12 protein-coding genes are annotated in these 15,624 nt (G+C 61.5%); 2 read left to right on the forward strand and 10 right to left on the reverse strand.

Annotated features, from left to right (window positions below):
* Window positions 1-68 precede the first annotated feature (68 nt).
* The 10 genes from IAE37_RS23640 to IAE37_RS23685 form a co-directional block, all read right to left on the reverse strand.
* A complete protein-coding gene (locus tag IAE37_RS23640; RefSeq protein ID WP_201177453.1) occupies window positions 69-1,586 on the reverse strand; it encodes a YHS domain-containing protein in 1,518 nt (505 codons plus the stop codon).
* A gap of 14 nt (window positions 1,587-1,600) precedes the next feature.
* A complete protein-coding gene (locus IAE37_RS23645) occupies window positions 1,601-1,870 on the reverse strand; it encodes an MmoB/DmpM family protein (protein ID WP_201177454.1) in 270 nt (89 codons plus the stop codon).
* Between the two features lie 11 nt (window positions 1,871-1,881).
* Entirely contained in the window at window positions 1,882-2,874 is a 993-nt protein-coding gene (locus tag IAE37_RS23650) for an aromatic/alkene monooxygenase hydroxylase subunit beta (protein ID WP_201177456.1), read from the reverse strand.
* 42 nt (window positions 2,875-2,916) lie between these two features.
* Window positions 2,917-3,207 (reverse strand): phenol hydroxylase subunit, encoded by a 291-nt coding sequence (locus IAE37_RS23655; protein ID WP_201177458.1) that lies wholly within the window; start codon window positions 3,205-3,207, stop codon window positions 2,917-2,919.
* A gap of 10 nt (window positions 3,208-3,217) precedes the next feature.
* Entirely contained in the window at window positions 3,218-4,153 is a 936-nt protein-coding gene (locus tag IAE37_RS23660) for a catechol 2,3-dioxygenase (protein ID WP_201177459.1), read from the reverse strand.
* A 513-nt stretch (window positions 4,154-4,666) separates the two neighbouring features.
* Window positions 4,667-6,346: a sigma-54-dependent Fis family transcriptional regulator gene (locus IAE37_RS23665; protein WP_201177469.1), complete on the reverse strand. Its 1,680-nt coding sequence runs from the start codon at window positions 6,344-6,346 to the stop codon at window positions 4,667-4,669.
* 160 nt (window positions 6,347-6,506) lie between these two features.
* Entirely contained in the window at window positions 6,507-8,915 is a 2,409-nt protein-coding gene (locus tag IAE37_RS23670; protein WP_201177471.1) for an efflux RND transporter permease subunit, read from the reverse strand.
* On the reverse strand, window positions 8,912-10,003 hold the full coding sequence (locus IAE37_RS23675; protein WP_201177473.1) for a WD40/YVTN/BNR-like repeat-containing protein: 1,092 nt from the start codon (window positions 10,001-10,003) through the stop codon (window positions 8,912-8,914). The genes IAE37_RS23670 and IAE37_RS23675 overlap by 4 nt, the downstream gene beginning before the upstream one ends.
* 57 nt (window positions 10,004-10,060) lie before the next feature.
* Entirely contained in the window at window positions 10,061-11,416 is a 1,356-nt protein-coding gene (locus IAE37_RS23680) for a DUF1329 domain-containing protein (RefSeq protein WP_201177475.1), read from the reverse strand.
* Between the two features lie 22 nt (window positions 11,417-11,438).
* Entirely contained in the window at window positions 11,439-13,091 is a 1,653-nt protein-coding gene (locus IAE37_RS23685) for a DUF1302 domain-containing protein (RefSeq protein ID WP_201177477.1), read from the reverse strand.
* Window positions 13,092-13,334: 243 nt separating this feature from the next.
* Here IAE37_RS23685 and IAE37_RS23690 point away from each other — a divergent pair, with 243 nt between their 5' ends.
* Both IAE37_RS23690 and IAE37_RS23695 read left to right on the forward strand, forming a co-directional pair.
* Window positions 13,335-14,234, forward strand: coding sequence for a LysR substrate-binding domain-containing protein (locus tag IAE37_RS23690; RefSeq protein WP_201177479.1), 900 nt, complete (start codon window positions 13,335-13,337; stop codon window positions 14,232-14,234).
* A gap of 134 nt (window positions 14,235-14,368) precedes the next feature.
* Window positions 14,369-15,589: an OprD family porin gene (locus tag IAE37_RS23695; RefSeq protein ID WP_201177481.1), complete on the forward strand. Its 1,221-nt coding sequence runs from the start codon at window positions 14,369-14,371 to the stop codon at window positions 15,587-15,589.
* Window positions 15,590-15,624: the final 35 nt, after the last annotated feature.

Genomic DNA, 15,624 nt, shown 5'->3' on the forward strand with positions numbered 1-15,624 from the left:
CCGCCCCCCCCCCCGCCCCCCCCCCCCCCCCCCCCCGCCGCCCGCCCCCCCCCCGGGGGCGCGCGCATTCAGGCGTTGGACATGGCCATCGCTCGCCAGGCATCGAAGTTGCGCTGGTCTTCCGAGCCCCGGTAATCACCGTTGTCCTTACCGGCACGCAGGAACACCCAGTCCATCCAGGCCTGCAGATCGCCCTGGTTGGGCTCCTGGAACAATTGCGGCATCGGCAGCCAGGCCTGGATATATTTCTCCGGCTCGTTGAGGAAGATGTTTTGGCAGTGATCCGAGCAGAAGTGATAACGCTCGCCCTGATAAACGCTCTCGCGATGACAGGTCAGCCCCGGGTCATCCGGCTCGGTGAATACCGTCGGTAATTGGCAGCACTGGCACAGCTTGGCCAGGCCGAAGTTCTGGAATGGCGTGCCGGCGTCGGCCAGCTTGCGGATATGGTCCCAGCGCGGCCGGTAGTAGCGGTCGAAGGTGTCCGGGTACTTGCGTGCCAGCCACTGCATGTCCTCGTCCGAGGGAATCCAGCTATGGAAGGCGGTGCCGAAACTCCACTGATACAAGCCGAGCATGAGCTGATGGGACATGTGGTCGATGGCCTTCTCGGCATCGTCCCAACCCGCCGGCGGGCGGATGCCATAACGGGCCAGGTCGCGGAACAGCGCGGTACCGTTCTCCACCCCGTAGATGTTCCAGGCCTCACGCCAGGACATCACGCGCTTGGGCAGCATGTAGTCCATCATCGTGCTGACCAAGCCCAGCACACGAAAACCGCGCCAGAACCACTTGTCGATCCAGCCCTGGACGATGGGCAGATTGTCCGGTGACTGCTCGAGCATGAATTTGATGCACTCCAGCCCCAAGGTCATGTGCCGGGCCTCATCCGACTGCGCCGAGAAGCCGAAGGTCACCGTGGCCATGTCACCGTTGTACGCCGCGCCAGACATGAACGGCACGAACAGCAGGTTGGTCAGCACGTATTCGAAAGAAAAGCCGATGGCAATCATGAACTCGAACGGTCCGGCGGCCATCGAGTCGTCGAAGAACGAACGCGCCACCGAGGTGTACCAGATGCGATCACGTTGCAGCGCGAAAGCGTGGAAGCCGTTGTAGTACTTGTTGTAATCGGACAGCGCATGGATCTGCGTCTGCGCATGGCGGATCTCATCGATAGCCTGCATCTGGCACGCCACCTGGGTGCCGACGCCAGGGAACTCGCGGCCGAGCCGGGCGAAGCCCTTGCTCGCGGCATACTCGCCTGGGCTGATGGCCTGCAGAAAAATCTTCAGCGCCGACAGGTAACGCGCGTCAGTGATCTTCAGGTGGCCGTTGTTCTGCGCATGGGCGTCGATGATCGCGTAGAACTTGCGCTCCTTCTCGGCCTGGTACTTCCAGTACGAATCCATGGTCAGGCGGAACGGGTCTTCCCACTTGTCCCAGTCGGTGATGGTGATCCCTTCGTAGTGCACGTAGGGATAGACCTCGTCGGTGTTGTGGTACGACAGCTCCCAGGCCAGGTCGCGGGTCAGCAACCGATAGCGTTCTTTCATGCCGAGTTTCTTGTCTGTTTTCATATCCATGGTCGGCTCCTCGCTCAGCTGTCCCAGGTCAGGGTCAGGGTGTCCTCGTCTTCATCGACGTTGCCGGACAGGGTGATCAGGTTGATCTGCAATTCCTGCAGGTCGTAATCGCGGCCAATCAGCTCTTCGATGGTGCTGCGGTGCACCTGCAAACGGCCGGGGGCATCGATCTTGACCATCGCCGGCTCACGCCAGACCACGGCCTGGGGGTTGTCCTGGGCGATCGCCTCGATCACCGGACGGGTTTCTTCGTTCGCCTGCAAGGCGATGAATACGGTCGACATGCTTCAACTCCTCACGGACGGATGCCGATTTTTCCCAGGCGGGCATTCAGCACCGCCAGCTGTTCGCCGACCACCTCGTCGGCATTGCGCCCGTAGACCTGCTCGATCACCGGCAGCAACGCGGCAGCGGCCCTGTCGCTCCAGTGCCGCGACCATTGCCCGAGCAGGGTCGCGTTGGCCTCGGACTCGGCAGCGGCGACCTTGAGCACAGCATCGATCCACTTGCGGGTTTCCTGCGCCCAATCGCTCATGAAACAGGTCAGCATGGCCACCGCCGACGCGCCGCGACCAGCCAGTTCGTCGTCCACCGCGCGCTCGTAGATCAGCGGATAGAGCAGCCCATCGAGCGCTAGGTTCTGCGCCACGTACAGCTCGAAGGGGTCGCGAATCACCAGGGTGTCTTCGACGTAGCGACGCAACGGCTGCCAGAGCTGCGCCGACTGCCAGGCCCGCTTGCCGGCGTCCAGCGCCTCGACGCCACCCAGTAGCAAGCCAAAGCGCGACAGGTATTGGGCGATCCCCAGGTTGTCCATCGCGTGGTACATGCAGGGCTGGGTGAAGATCGCACCGAAGCCGTAGCCGCAGACCAACGCGTTATTCTGGTTGGCGCCCCAGGCGGCGTGACGCAACGGCACCAGCAGGTCAAGGGCCAGTTGCTTGAGTTGTGGATCGAGCAGGCCGAGCAGACCGCGTGACTCGACGAACTCGAAGTTGGCCTCGACGCTGTCCTGCTGGCGGGCACGGGCCAGGGTATAGGTGCTGTAGTAGAACTGGCGCGGGTCCTTGAGGGCGTACCAGTCGGCCATGACGATGCGCGTCAACGACGCATCGTAGAGTTCCTTGTCCGGTGCCCAGGTTGGGCGGTAGTGCAGGTTCTCGGTGGCCTGAATGTCATAACTGCCTTCCTGATAGCGCGATGCCGGCTTATCGCCGAAACGCTGCACGAGGTGGTCGTATGCCTGGCGCTGCGGCTGGATACTGACCGTGCGAAGATCGATCTGCATATGCGTCTCCTGGCGTCCGCGAGCTGGCGCAGACGCATCGATTCACTGTCTGAAACGGGTCTGAGTGGCGTCTGTCAGGCGCCAGTCCCAATCGCTAGGCGCCTGCGGCGCGTCATCTGCTTCACGCGGCGGCAGCACTTGCGCCTGATGCACGGCGCAGAAGTCAGCGAAAGCCTCCGGGGTGAGAATCAGCTCGACGAAAATTTCCGGCTCGCCAAGGGCGAAGTCGAACTCGACGAACTGGCCACCACGGCTGCCGGTGACGCGCACGAAGCGCTGGCGTGTATCGAGCTGCGCAGGAATCAGCTCCAGAGGAGCATCGACGTGTTCCATGGCCGGCCCCTCAGGTCAGTACGGTTAGGAAGGTTTCGTGCAGCTTGCGCTGGATGTAATCCAGCCCGCCGCCCTCGCCCAGTGCTTCGAAGCTCCAGGTCAGCGGTTCCTGATCCGGATAGGGCTGGCGGTCTTCCTTGAAGGTCTCGAAGCGATTGCCCGACGGGTCCCAGGCATAGATGGTGCGCCCACGGGTGACGCCGTGACGGGTCGGACCGATGTCCACCGGCACCTTGTGCATGGACATGATGTCGCCAGCGCGCAACACGTCTTCCCAGCTTTCCATGAGGAACGAGCAATGGTGCAGCTTGCCCGGCTCCGGATACTCGGCGAAGGCGATGTCATGGGATTTGATCGAGCAACTGAGGAATACGATGAGGTTGGCGGTGCCTTCAGGGTTGAGCACGCGCTCCACCAGGTTGAAGCCGAGTACCTCGACGAACAGCTTGTGCACCTCGGCGAGGTTCGGCCCGTACAACAGCGCGTGGTCGAAACGCAAAGGCGCCATCCCGTGAGTCGCCGCCGGGTTCCACGGCGTCGGGTTCAACGTGCCGCAACCGTTACCGACCTGGGTCTTCTGCGCATAGAGCTCGAACTGATGTCCCGACGGCACCTTGAAGCGCACCCGCGTGCCGGTTTCCAGCATCTCACCGGCAGGCAGCCGGCTGGTCTCCACACCATAAGCTTGCAGGTCACGCTCCAGGCGTTCGAGCGTAGCCTCGTCAAGCACCTTGAAACCGATGAAGTCGAGCCCGGCAGAATCGGCTTCGCGCAAGATGATGCTGTGATGGTCAACTTCCTCTCGGCACTTAAGATAGACCCGCCCCTGGGCGTCACGTGTCATCTCGGTAAGCCCCATGATGTCGCGGTAGTGACGAACCCCGTCTTCGAGGTTGAGCACACGCAACTGGGCATGCCCCGGCCGCAGAACACCTGTCATCGCCATTTGTTGTCTCCTTTGTTGGCGTGGTGAATAGACATGCCGGCGCTGGGCCGTCATGCGGTGTACCTGTCACATAGCAGAGGGCGTGCCACACTGATCAAGCCATTGTTTTATATGGATAAATAATAAATAGAGAAGAAATTTCCGGGCGCCAGCCTGACGGATTTGTCCACCTGAGCGGCTTGCCTTACAAAAACGTAAGGCTACTGAGCAGACACGATCCAACAGCGTTGAGCGAGCAGTAGGAAAAGTGTTCAGGCTCAGGCAGGGAGTCGTGCTGAGCGGGCTCATATAAGAGCCTCTGACGCAGGGCTTTGGAAAGTCAGGCGCGATAGCGATCACGAAGGGAAAGCAGCCGAAAACGAACCTAGGTGCACTTCAGGTTCGTTCATGATGCGTTGACCTGAACGGCCGAATCGAAAAAGCCAACAGCAGAAAAAACACGTGAGACTCAACGACCGCCATATAGCGGCTGCTCTTTCGTCGGGCGTTCAGCCTTCGGCGTTTTTCAATCAGTCACACACTATCGGCACAAGGGCTCTCTGCGTACTGCTTCAAGCGATAGGCCAGTTGCCGGCGGGTGATGCCGAGCAGGCGTGCGGCGTGGGTCAGGTTACCCTGGGCGCGGCGCACGGCCAGTTCCAGCAGGCGGTGCTCGTGGGCCTGCAGATCGAAGCCTTCGCCCAGCAGGTTTTCGCAGAGTTGTTCATGGCGGGCATCGCCGAGGTTGCCGACACGGCCATCCGGCTTGACCGGTGCCCCTGGCGCTACCGGCGGTTCGCCATGGAACAGGTGCTCGACCCCGATCGGTGCACCAGACTCGGCCAACAGCACGGCACGCTCGATGATGTTCTCCAGCTCCCGCACGTTGCCTGGCCAGTGGTAATCCTGCAGCGCCTGCTGGGCGCGCTCGCTCAGGCCCGGCAGGGATTTCTGATAGACCGGGGCATACTTGGCCAGCAGCGCGTCGACCAGCACCGGAATGTCCGGTCGACGCTCGCGCAGCGGCGGGATCTGCACCGGGTAGGTCGCCAGGCGGTAATAGAGGTCGGCACGAAAAGCGCCGTCGGCAATTGCCTGCTGCAGGTTGACGTTGGTCGCCGCCACCAGCCGCACGTTGACCTTACGGGTATGGTCGTCGCCCAGGCGTTCGATTTCGCCGGTCTGCAATACCCGCAGCAACTTCACCTGAGCCGACGGCGACAGCTCTCCCAATTCGTCGAGAAACAGCGTGCCGCCGTCGGCCCGCTCGAAACGTCCGGGGCGTGACTGGGCTGCGCCGGTGAAGGCGCCCTTCTGCACGCCGAACAGCTCGGACTCGATCAGATCATTGGGGATCGCAGCACAATTGACCGCGATAAAGGGCTTGTCGGCACGGTCGCTGTTTTCGTGCAGCCACTGGGCGAATGCTTCCTTGCCGACCCCGGTCTCGCCTTGCAGCAATACCGTGATGGTACTGCCGGCCGCCCGGCTCAGCAGGTCGAAGGTACGCAGGAATGCCGGTGAACAGCCTATCAGTCGCCCGGTCGGGCGCAGCGGCTGGCTGCCACGCAACTGCTGCAGCTCCTCGCGCAAGGCCTTGAGCGGAGTGTCGTCCTGAGGTGGCAGGTATTCAAGGTGGGCGTCATCGCCCCAGGCCTCGGCAGTCTTGCCGACCAGATGGCAGTGACCATCGCCCTGGCAGGCACACTGGCTCTCACGAAAGATGATCAGGCGTTTGAAAAAGCCGGTGGTGTAGCCCGAGGCATAACCGGTCAAGGCCCAGCACACCGGCTCTTCGCTGATGCCGAAATGCTGCCGGTGCGATTCGGCCTCCCAACTGTTATGGCATTCGACTTCGCCGAAGAACGTGCCCTCTTCCCAGTCGATCTGCGCCTCGCGCATCACCGAGCGCACCAGGCCCTCGAAGGCATGCAGTTCCGGGCCGACCTGGAACACGTCGAAATTGTCACCCTCGCCGATCAGCTTGCGGGCCAGTTCAGCGTCCTGCTGACCAGCGGCGAAGCCCATGCGAAACAGCAGTCCCTTGGCACGCTGCTGGCCAAGGGTGTCGATCATTTCCTTACGCATGGCCCCGAAGGCCTTGGCATGCAGCAACAGCATGCGGCTTTCGTCGAGCCAGATCTGGCCGGTATCGATATTGAAACGAAGGCGTGAACGGAGGTTGAAGCGCTCGGCGATGGCTTGGTTGGGCATGGCTACCTTTCCTGTCCCGTCCATCCACGATCCTTTGAAGGCCAGTCCTGGGATGGTGGTCTGTTGTCTTTATTCTCTTCAGGAATGCGCAGTTGGCGCAGGCCATACGCTACCCCTCCGGCGACCCGGAGGGAAGCGCAGACGCATAAATAACCGGCATTCAAGCCGCCTTCGACAGCTCGACCGCATGACTGCCGGGCTGCTCCGCCAGGCGTGCCGGCGGCAGCAGGAAGTAGGCCAGGGCCGGCAGCAGGATCAACGCACCGAGCATGTTCCAGACGAACATGAAGGCCAGCAGGATACCCATGTCGGCCTGGAACTTGATCGGCGACCAGAACCAGGTTGCCACGGCAATGCCCAGGGTCACCCCGGTCAGTACCACCACCTTGCCGGTGAAGATCAGCGCCTGATAGTAGGCCTGCGACAGGCTCATGCCCTGGCGCAACCGGGCCAGGGTCACGGTCATCACGTACAGCGCATAGTCGACACCGATCCCCACGCCAAGGGCAATCACTGGCAGCGTAGCGACCTTGACGCCGATGTTCAGCCACACCATCAGCGCCTCGCACAGCACCGAGGTGATCATCAGCGGCAATACCGCACACACCACTGCGCGCCATGAGCGGAAGGTGATGAACGCCAGCAGGGTGACGGCGGCATACACCAGCAACAACATCTGCACATTAGCCTTCTTCACCACGATATTGGTTGCGGCCTCGATCCCGGCATTGCCAGCAGCGTTGAGGAAGCGCACCTCATCGCTGCCATGCTTCGCCGCGAAACGCTCGACCGTTTCGACCACGCTGCTCAGGGTGTCGGCCTTGTGGTCCTTGAGGTAGGCATAGAGGGTGAGCAGGTCGCAGTTCTGGTTGAACATCTCGCGCGGCGCGCGGGTGATGATGGCGTTGAGCATCTCCTGCGAGCGCGGCACTTCGTACCATTTCGGGCTGCCTTCATTCATACCGACGCTCGCCTGCTTGGCCAGTCCGGCCAGCGAGCTTGTGATTTCCACGCCTGGCAACTGGCGTAGCTCGCGCTCCAGCGCATCTACCGCCATCAATGTGGAGTAATGCGCACAGGCGTACTGCGGGGTTTTCACCATGACGATGAACAGGTCGCTACTGGCTGCGTAGTTGCCCACCATAAAGACATTGTCGAGGTTGTAGCGCGAGTCCGCACGTAACTCGGGCGCACCAGGGTCGGTATCGCCGATCTTCAACTGCAAGCTCACGACCAGGCCCAACGCGCCCATCAGTGCCCCGGCGAGTACTGCCAGGCTGGCCCAGCGGCGCCGCGTGAACAGGTCGAGAAAAGCCCAGAGCGGGTGTTTGTCCTGCTCGTCACGTTCGGCCTTGAGGCTGCGTTGCGCAGCCTGCGGGCTGACGCCGGTGTAGGACAGCAGGATCGGCAGCAGCACCAGGTTTGTGAAGATCAGCACCGCCACGCCGATGCTGGCGGTCACCGCCAGGTCCTGGATGACCTGGATGTCGATCACCATCAGCACTGCAAAACCCACCGCGTCGGCGAGCAATGCGGTGAGCCCGGCAAGAAACAGACGGCGAAAGGTGTAGCGCGCCGCCACCAGACGATGAGTGCCGCGACCGATGTCCTGCATGATTCCGTTCATCTTTTGCGCGCCATGGCTCATGCCGATGGCGAACACCAGGAACGGCACCAGCACCGAGTAAGGGTCGAGCTCGTAGCCCAAACTCGGCAGCAGGCCGAGCAACCACACCACGGCGACCAGTGAGCAGAGCACGACCAGTAACGTGCTGCGCAAGCAGCGGGTGTACCAGTAGAGTACCAGCGTGCAGATGACGATGGCCGCGGCGAAGAACAGCAACACCTGGCGCAGACCATCGATGAGATCACCGACCACCTTGGCGAAACCGGTGATGTGAATGGCGATGTTCTCGTTCTGGTACTTGTCACGCAGTGCTTCCAGGTGCTGCGACAAGGCGTGGTAATCGATACGTGTGCCACGTTCCTGCAGAGGTAGGAGGATGATGCTCGACTTGAAGTTGGACGCGACCAATTGGCCGATCTCGCCCGAGCGTTCGACGTTCAGCCGTACCTGTTGCAGGATGTCGCGCGAGCCATCGTAGTCGTCCGGGATCACCGGCCCACCGTCGAGCCCCTCTTCGGTCACCCCGGTCCAGCGTACCGCCGGCGCCCATAGCGACTTCATGTACGGACGATCCACGCCAGGCAACAGGAACAGCTCGTCATTCAAATTGCGCAACGCCTCCAGGTACTGCGCATCGATGATGCTGCCCTGCTTCGCCTCCACCGCGATGCGCAGGGTGTTGCCCATGCCGGCTATCTGCTTGCGGTTTTCCAGGTAGTTGACGATGTAGGGATGGCTGCCGGGGATCATCTTCTCGTAGGCGGCGTTGAGCTGCAGACCCAGCGCCTGATAACCCAGTAACAGGCTGACCAGCAGGCAAACCAAGACGATCGGCAAGCGATGATTGAACAACAGTCGCTCGGCCAGAGTGCCAGACTGGCGGTCGAAATCCTCCAGGTGCGCAATCACCTGCTCGCTGCCTGGTGAGTGAACATGACTCATGGGTGACCTCCATCGCGTAGGTTGTCGAGGCGTTGCAGGCCTTGGGTGCCGGCAAGCACCAGGCTGCCATCGGGGTTCTCGGCAATGCCGGTCAACGCCCCTTCGACCGCCTGCGGCAGTTCGACGAAGGCCTGCCCACTGGCCCGGCCCTGCATCAAGCGGCCACCTTCATTGCCCAGCAGCAAGCTGCCATCGGACAGCCGTTGAGCGACGCCAAGACTGGCTTTAGGCCTCATATCCAGGTGTATCCAGCTCTGCCCCTCGTCTTCGCTACGCCAGGCATTGCCACGCAAGCCGTAGGCGAGCAACACGCCATGGCCCAGGTCGAGGGCGCCGAAGAAGGTGCCCTCGTAGGGAGAGTCGAGCGTGGTGAAACGGCTACCGCCATCGCGCGAAAGAAACAGCGCGCCCTGTTCGCCTGCAATCAGCAGGCGCTGGCCACTCACCCGCACCTGGTAGAGATGCTTGCCGCTGGGATTAGCAATCGCGCCCAGCAGTGAGTGCCAGGTCTTGCCTGCATCCTGGGTCATCATCGCCACGCCATAGGCGCCCACGGCATAGCCCCGACGACTGTCGGCGAAGGCCACGCTGAGAAAGGGTTTGTCCGGGCCGTCCTGCACCAGATATTCGGCGGCACGCACCTCTGCCTCGGCATTCTCCTGTCCAGCGGCCTTGCGTTCACTTGCCTGTTCCAGCATGCGCTGGGCGGCCTGCCGGCCATCCATCTGCACGCTCCAGCGCTCACCGCCGTCGGTGCTGTGCAGGATCACCCCGCTGTGACCCACGGCCCAGCCATCGGTTGCGTTGACAAATGTCACGTCGGTCAAGGCAACGCTGACAGGCACCTCACGGGCCTGCCGCCAACTGCGCCCAGCGTCGTCGGACAGCAACACCAGGCCACGCTCCCCCACCGCCACCAGCCTCTCCCCGGCGCGGGCCAGGCCAAGCATCTGGCTGCGGCTGGCCCTGACGTCGGCCTGGGCTGGCAATTCGAGCAGGTCAGGTACACCAGCGGCATGAGCGACGGTCGTCATGCCCGGCAGAAACACTGCGGCAATCAGCGCCGCACGCAGAACAAAGGCAGTCATGCTTCATCTCCCTCGCGCCGCGCCCGATGGACGCGGCATCCAGTCAGGCAACGCGGCTCAGCGCACCCCTTCGGCAGCCACTGCATCGCCGGTGAAATAGGTTTCCGATTTGCGCGGCACGACCCGATAGGTCGCCTCGTTTAGCGATTGCGAGCTGCTCATGGTGTCGGCCTGCAGGTTGAAAACGTGGGCCGGTTTGAGACCGAGCATCGGCACGTCAGGAAGCACGAACGGCGTGACCATGGTCGTGCGCCACAAGGTACCCTCGCGGTCGTAGCCATCCATCAACAGCACCAGCCAGGAGTCTTCGTCCAGGTAATAACGACGCTTGGCCACGGCATGACGCTTGCCACTGGCTACCGTTGCCTCGACTTCCCAGACTCGGTGCAACTCCCAGCGCAGCTTGTCCGGGTTCAGGTGATGTTTGGCATAAGCCTCATCCAGCGACACGGTAACCAGTTCGTTGTTGTTGTACGGCACGTACAGTTCACGCTTGCCGACCAGCTTCCAGTCGAAACGATCGACATGCCCCATCAGCCCCATCACTTCATCGAAATAATTGGCCCCGGAGGCGACGAAATCCGGCGTGTCGTAGGCCACGGTCGGAGCACGGCGCACGCGGCGCTGGCCAACCAGATACTGCCAGGCCTGACGCGCCTTGCTCAGTTCGATGCTGTCGCGGAACACCAGCGATTCACCGGCCTTGAACGGTGGTGCGGTGGTACTGAAACGCTGCAGGAAGTATTCGCCGCTCCACTTCTCGGCCGAACCATCCTTGTAGTAGTAGGGATATTGATTGGCCTGGTCGTTCATGGTCGCCAGTGTGCGAGTGCCGTCGGCGGTGAGGATGATGTTCTTGAAGTTGCGGATCTCGGTCGCCTCGTTCTCCACCCGCAACAAGTGGTTCCAGATCGCCTCGGTGCCGTTCTGCGGAATCGGGAAAGGGATACCGCCGTAGCAGCCGGACAGCGACTTGCCGCCCTCATCCAGTTTGCAATTGGCCGCGTTGCGCGCCGTATTTTCATACACGTACTGCGGTGCAGCGGCAGTGCGGTGGGTTGGGTAAACGCGCATGCGGAAACTGTCCGGGTATTTCTTCAACAGCGCCTGAGCGCCATCGGACAGGTGATTGGCATACTGCCCGGCATTCTGCGCGGTGATCTCGAACGACGATTGCTCGCTGGCGAATACCTTGGTCGGAATATCGCCCACTTTGTCGGCGGAAGCTTCTACCCCTTTCGCCCCGCTCCACGGCGGAATACTGCCGTCGGCATTGCCGGCCATTTCGCCACCGAGCGGCATCAGGCTCTTGCCCAGCTCGGCCGCCTTGCTCGCGTCGACGGCCGCCTGAACCAGTGGTGTACCCAGCATCAGGGCCGCCATGGCGCCCCACAGGAGAGTGTTCTTGTGCATGGTCATGTTCCTCTGCGGGCGCTCAGAAAGTGCGCTGGATCGACACCGAGATAAAGTCCCGGTCGCCATGGAAGTTGTCGTAGGAAAGCTCGGGCACAGCGGTGTCGTACTTGATCACCGAGCCGGCGGGGCCGTAGTAGTGCGTGTAGTTGAGACCGAGTTGCCAGGCCTTCTGGTACTCGCCCTTGAGGCCAAGGCTGATGTTGCCGCCGTGCTCCGCCGGGAACAGCGCGCCGTTGACCGAAGAACGCCCGCTGAGGCCATAGCTCACGCCAATCGGCACTTGCAGGTCGAGCCCCGGCATGACCTGGAAGTATTCCGGGGTGAAGATGAATTGCAGCGCGCTGGCATCGCGGGTCGCCGACGGATCGAGCTGGTCGCGGTTATCGGTGACTCTCAGACGTCGGTTGAAGGCGAACTCCGCAACCAGAGAAGCACCGTCATACACCGGACTGGCAGCGAACACGCTGATCGCCGAAAGATTCAGGTGCAGGGTGCGCCCCACCGGGTAGGCGGCATGCTTGTCGTTGTCAGCACCGGCCAGCCCCGAGAGCAGCACGGTATTGCCCGATGCAACCAGCGGCATGTTGTCACGCACCGAGACTTCGCCCGCCACGTTGGTCTCGCCAAGCAGGGTGCTGAAACTCGCGCCAAGGGTACGAATGTTCTCGCCGTAAACCTGCTCGTAGCGGCCGGTATCCGGGTACACGTAGAACTGCGGCATCTTGTCGTGGTACTGCGCCGCGTAAATGCCGTACTCGGTATCGCCCAGGGTGAACTTGACCTGCAGCCCACCCTGCCCGGAGTCGCGCGCTTCGATATCACGGTCGCGATAGACCACCGCACCTGGGCCGAGAATCAGGCTTTCGCCACCGTCATCAATGAAGTCGGCGAAGCTGAAGTAGCTGCCCGCGGCAGGCAAGCGGCTCTTGCGCCATTCAAGCTGGTAGTAGGCACCGATGGAAACGTCCGGGTTGATCTGCAACTGGGCGGAAATCTGCCCGACCGGGCGCAGGATCTCCTTGAACTGCGAGTTGGGCACCGAGAGCGCCTTGATCAGGTCCAGGGAGGTTTGTGCCGCCGCGATACCGTTGCTGCCGAAGAATAGGCTTTCGCCGTAGAGCTGGGTGAAACGCCCGGCCTTGAGGTTGAGGCTCATGTCCGAGACATCGAAACCGCCATAGATGAACGCGTCGAGCAACTCGGCCTTGCGACCGTGAAGCTTCTCGGTATCGCGAGTGAACTCGTCGTAACGCACCGAGGTCGAGTTGACCAGCGCACCGCCAAGGCCGCCCGGGTTGTCATTGGACTTGTTGTAGACGTCGTCGTACCAGGCCGCCCCGCTCAGGCGCAGGCCGTAGCGGCGCTGGTAGCGCAGGTCCAGTTCGGAGAGCAGATCGAGGCGGTTGGAAATCAGCCCCTTGTCGAAATTCAGATCACCGTCGTTGGTGTTGGCCTGGACGCCGGAGGAATCGTCAGCGACAGCGCCATCCGCCCCGCGTACGCGCCATGCCGCGCTGTACTTGAAGGTGTTATCCCAGGACAGACTCAGATCCGGGTTGCCGGTATCGATCGGCATCGCCGGTGCCGCACTACTCAACGACAAACCAACGACCACTCCAACAGCCGATAGCAGGGTCACCCCTGTCGCAGGCGCACAGGTTTGGTTGCACATGCCCTTCTCCTCGAAATCATTCTTGTTTTTGTATATTTCGCTCCCGCCCGCCTTGCGGCTGAGTGAGAGGAGAACTGACAGCAACGTTATGAGCCGCGAGGATTACCGTCCAATACCATAAGACCCTTCACCCGATACCCATTCGGTATCGAAGGCCGGGCTATTGCCGTGCCGGCATACCCTCGGCTAGCCTGCGGGCATACGAGCATTACCTGCCTGGTATCGACAGAGCTGGAGACAACCATGGATTTGCGTCACCTGCGCTACTTCATCGCCGTCGCCGAAGAACGCAACATCGGTCGCGCCGCCGCGCGTTTGCATATCTCCCAACCGCCCCTGACCCGGCAGATCCAGCAACTGGAGGAAGACCTTGGCGTGCAGTTGTTCATCCGCACACCACGGGGCATGGAACTGACCCGGCCAGGCGAGTTGCTGCTGGATGACGCGCGCAATATCCGAGCCCTGGTCGAGCAGGCGACCGAACGCACCCAGCGCGCCGGCCAGGGCTTGCTCGGGCGTCTGGACATCGGCATTTTCGGCTCGGCGATTCTCTACACCATTCCCCGCCTGCTGCTGGCGTTTCGCAATGCCTACCCGGATGTGAAAGTGGTGCTGCACAACATGAACAAGGAGGAGCAGATCGAAGCCCTGCGCCAGCACCGGATCGACCTGGGCTTCAATCGCATCATCAGCCCTAACACCGACATCGTCTGCGAGCGCATCGCCAGCGAGCGATTGCTGGTCGCCGTGCATGAGAACAACCCGCTGGCTAGCCAGGACATCATCGCCTTCCCCGCCATCGCCGAGCATCCGCTGATCCTTTTCCCCAGCGGGCCACGCCCCAGCTTTGTCGACAAAGTCATGAGCATGTGCCAGCAGGCCGGATTCACCCCGGAAGTGGTCCAGGAAGTGGGCGACACGGTGACGGGTATCGCCTTGGTCGCGAGTAATTTCGGCATCTGCCTGGTGCCCGAATCAGCCACTGTCCTGAGTCTGCCTGGCGTGGTCTATCGACCGCTGAGTGATGTACCCGGCAATGGCCGGGTCGACCTCAGCTGCATCTACAGGCAGGACGATGCGTCAGCCATCCTGCAGTCGTTCCTGACGATCGCCAGGCAGGAAAATCTTGGTGCCGTGCCGTAACAGCCCCGAGGTGCGATAGCGACTCCTGAGCCTCTGCTTAACCGGCATTAAGCAGAAGCCAATACCCGTCGCGCCGAGACAGTCCCAGTATCCAGCCTGCTTCGATAACAAAAACAATACGAACAGGTACTCACATGCACAAGACGCTCTTCGCGCCAGCCCTGGCGCTGGCATTCTGCGGCCCACTGCACGCCGACTTCATCGACGACAGCGACGTTTCGCTGACCGCTCGCAACTTCTACTTCAGCCGTGACTTCCGCCAATCCGCGGCGGTTCAGTCGAAACGCGAAGAATGGGCACAAGGCCTCATGTTCAAGGCCGTCTCCGGCTATACCCAAGGCACAGTTGGATTCGGCCTGGATCTTTACGCTGCTCTCGGCATCAAGCTGGACTCATCCGATGCCCGTGGCGGTACTGGCTTGCTGCCAAGTACGTTCGGTAACTCAGGGCCGGACCAGTTCAGTGATCTTTCGGGCGTGTTCAAAGCCAAGCTGTCGAAAACCGAATTGAAGGTCGGTGGTTTCATACCGAAGTCGCCAGTGCTGCTGTCGAGCGATGCACGTCTGCTGCCGCCGCTGTTCAATGGCATGACCCTGCTCAGCAAGGACATCACCAACCTGACCGTCGACGCAGGTCAGTTCAACAGCGTCAACTACAGGAACTCCAGCGGTAACCACGATGATTTCATCGCTGCGAACTACGGTGTTTCGAGTGACCGCTTCCGTTATCTGGGCCTCGATTATCAGGCGACGAAGGCTATAACCGCATCAGCCTGGCGTGCCGAGTTGCGGGACGTCTATCGACAGGACTTCATTGGCCTGCAAGTGAATCACAGCGCGGGCGACTGGCGCCTCGCCGCCAACCTCGGTTACTTCGACTCATCCGAACTCGGCTCACAGCGTGCTGGCAACATCGATAACCGACTCGTGAGCGGGCTCTTGTCGGTCTCACATTCCGGGCATGGATTGAAGATCGGCTATCAAGACAATCACGGGCGTTCAGCGTTTCCGTATCTGCAAGACACCGATCCCAACACGGCGAACGCGATCCAGATCCTTGAGTTCACCCGTGCCGATGAGCGCTCCTGGCAGGTTCGCTACGACCTCGACTTCAGCACATTCGGCGTTCCCGGCCTAACGTTCTTCACCCGCTATGTGAGGGGCGACGGTTATCAGGTCGCAGGACAGAACGGCAAGGAATGGGAACGCGATATCGACCTGAGCTATGTCATCCAGAGCGGAAGCCTCAAAGGGCTCGGCTTGCGCTGGAGAAACGCCATGGTGCGCTCGGATACCAGTGTTGGCGACATCGACGAGAACCGCCTGATCCTGAGCTACACCCTGCCCCTTCGCTGAAACGCCTTTTCTTCGTCTACGGAGTGAAACGACAT

Origin of the sequence: Pseudomonas sp. S31, from assembly GCF_016648105.1 — a bacterium.
Classification (GTDB): Bacteria; Pseudomonadota; Gammaproteobacteria; order Pseudomonadales; family Pseudomonadaceae; genus Aquipseudomonas.

Bases quoted from the DNA above. Each gene is read 5' to 3' on its own strand.
- IAE37_RS23685 (WP_201177477.1), bottom strand. From the start codon at position 13,091: ATGTGCAACCAAACCTGTGCGCCTGCGACAGGGGTGACCCTGCTATCG.
- IAE37_RS23650 (WP_201177456.1), bottom strand. From the start codon at position 2,874: ATGCAGATCGATCTTCGCACGGTCAGTATCCAGCCGCAGCGCCAGGCA.
- IAE37_RS23655 (WP_201177458.1), bottom strand. From the start codon at position 3,207: ATGGAACACGTCGATGCTCCTCTGGAGCTGATTCCTGCGCAGCTCGAT.
- IAE37_RS23645 (WP_201177454.1), bottom strand. From the start codon at position 1,870: ATGTCGACCGTATTCATCGCCTTGCAGGCGAACGAAGAAACCCGTCCG.
- IAE37_RS23680 (WP_201177475.1), bottom strand. From the start codon at position 11,416: ATGCACAAGAACACTCTCCTGTGGGGCGCCATGGCGGCCCTGATGCTG.
- IAE37_RS23690 (WP_201177479.1), top strand. From the start codon at position 13,335: ATGGATTTGCGTCACCTGCGCTACTTCATCGCCGTCGCCGAAGAACGC.
- IAE37_RS23675 (WP_201177473.1), bottom strand. From the start codon at position 10,003: ATGACTGCCTTTGTTCTGCGTGCGGCGCTGATTGCCGCAGTGTTTCTG.
- IAE37_RS23640 (WP_201177453.1), bottom strand. From the start codon at position 1,586: ATGGATATGAAAACAGACAAGAAACTCGGCATGAAAGAACGCTATCGG.
- IAE37_RS23660 (WP_201177459.1), bottom strand. From the start codon at position 4,153: ATGGCGATGACAGGTGTTCTGCGGCCGGGGCATGCCCAGTTGCGTGTG.
- IAE37_RS23665 (WP_201177469.1), bottom strand. From the start codon at position 6,346: ATGCCCAACCAAGCCATCGCCGAGCGCTTCAACCTCCGTTCACGCCTT.
- IAE37_RS23670 (WP_201177471.1), bottom strand. From the start codon at position 8,915: ATGAGTCATGTTCACTCACCAGGCAGCGAGCAGGTGATTGCGCACCTG.
- IAE37_RS23695 (WP_201177481.1), top strand. From the start codon at position 14,369: ATGCACAAGACGCTCTTCGCGCCAGCCCTGGCGCTGGCATTCTGCGGC.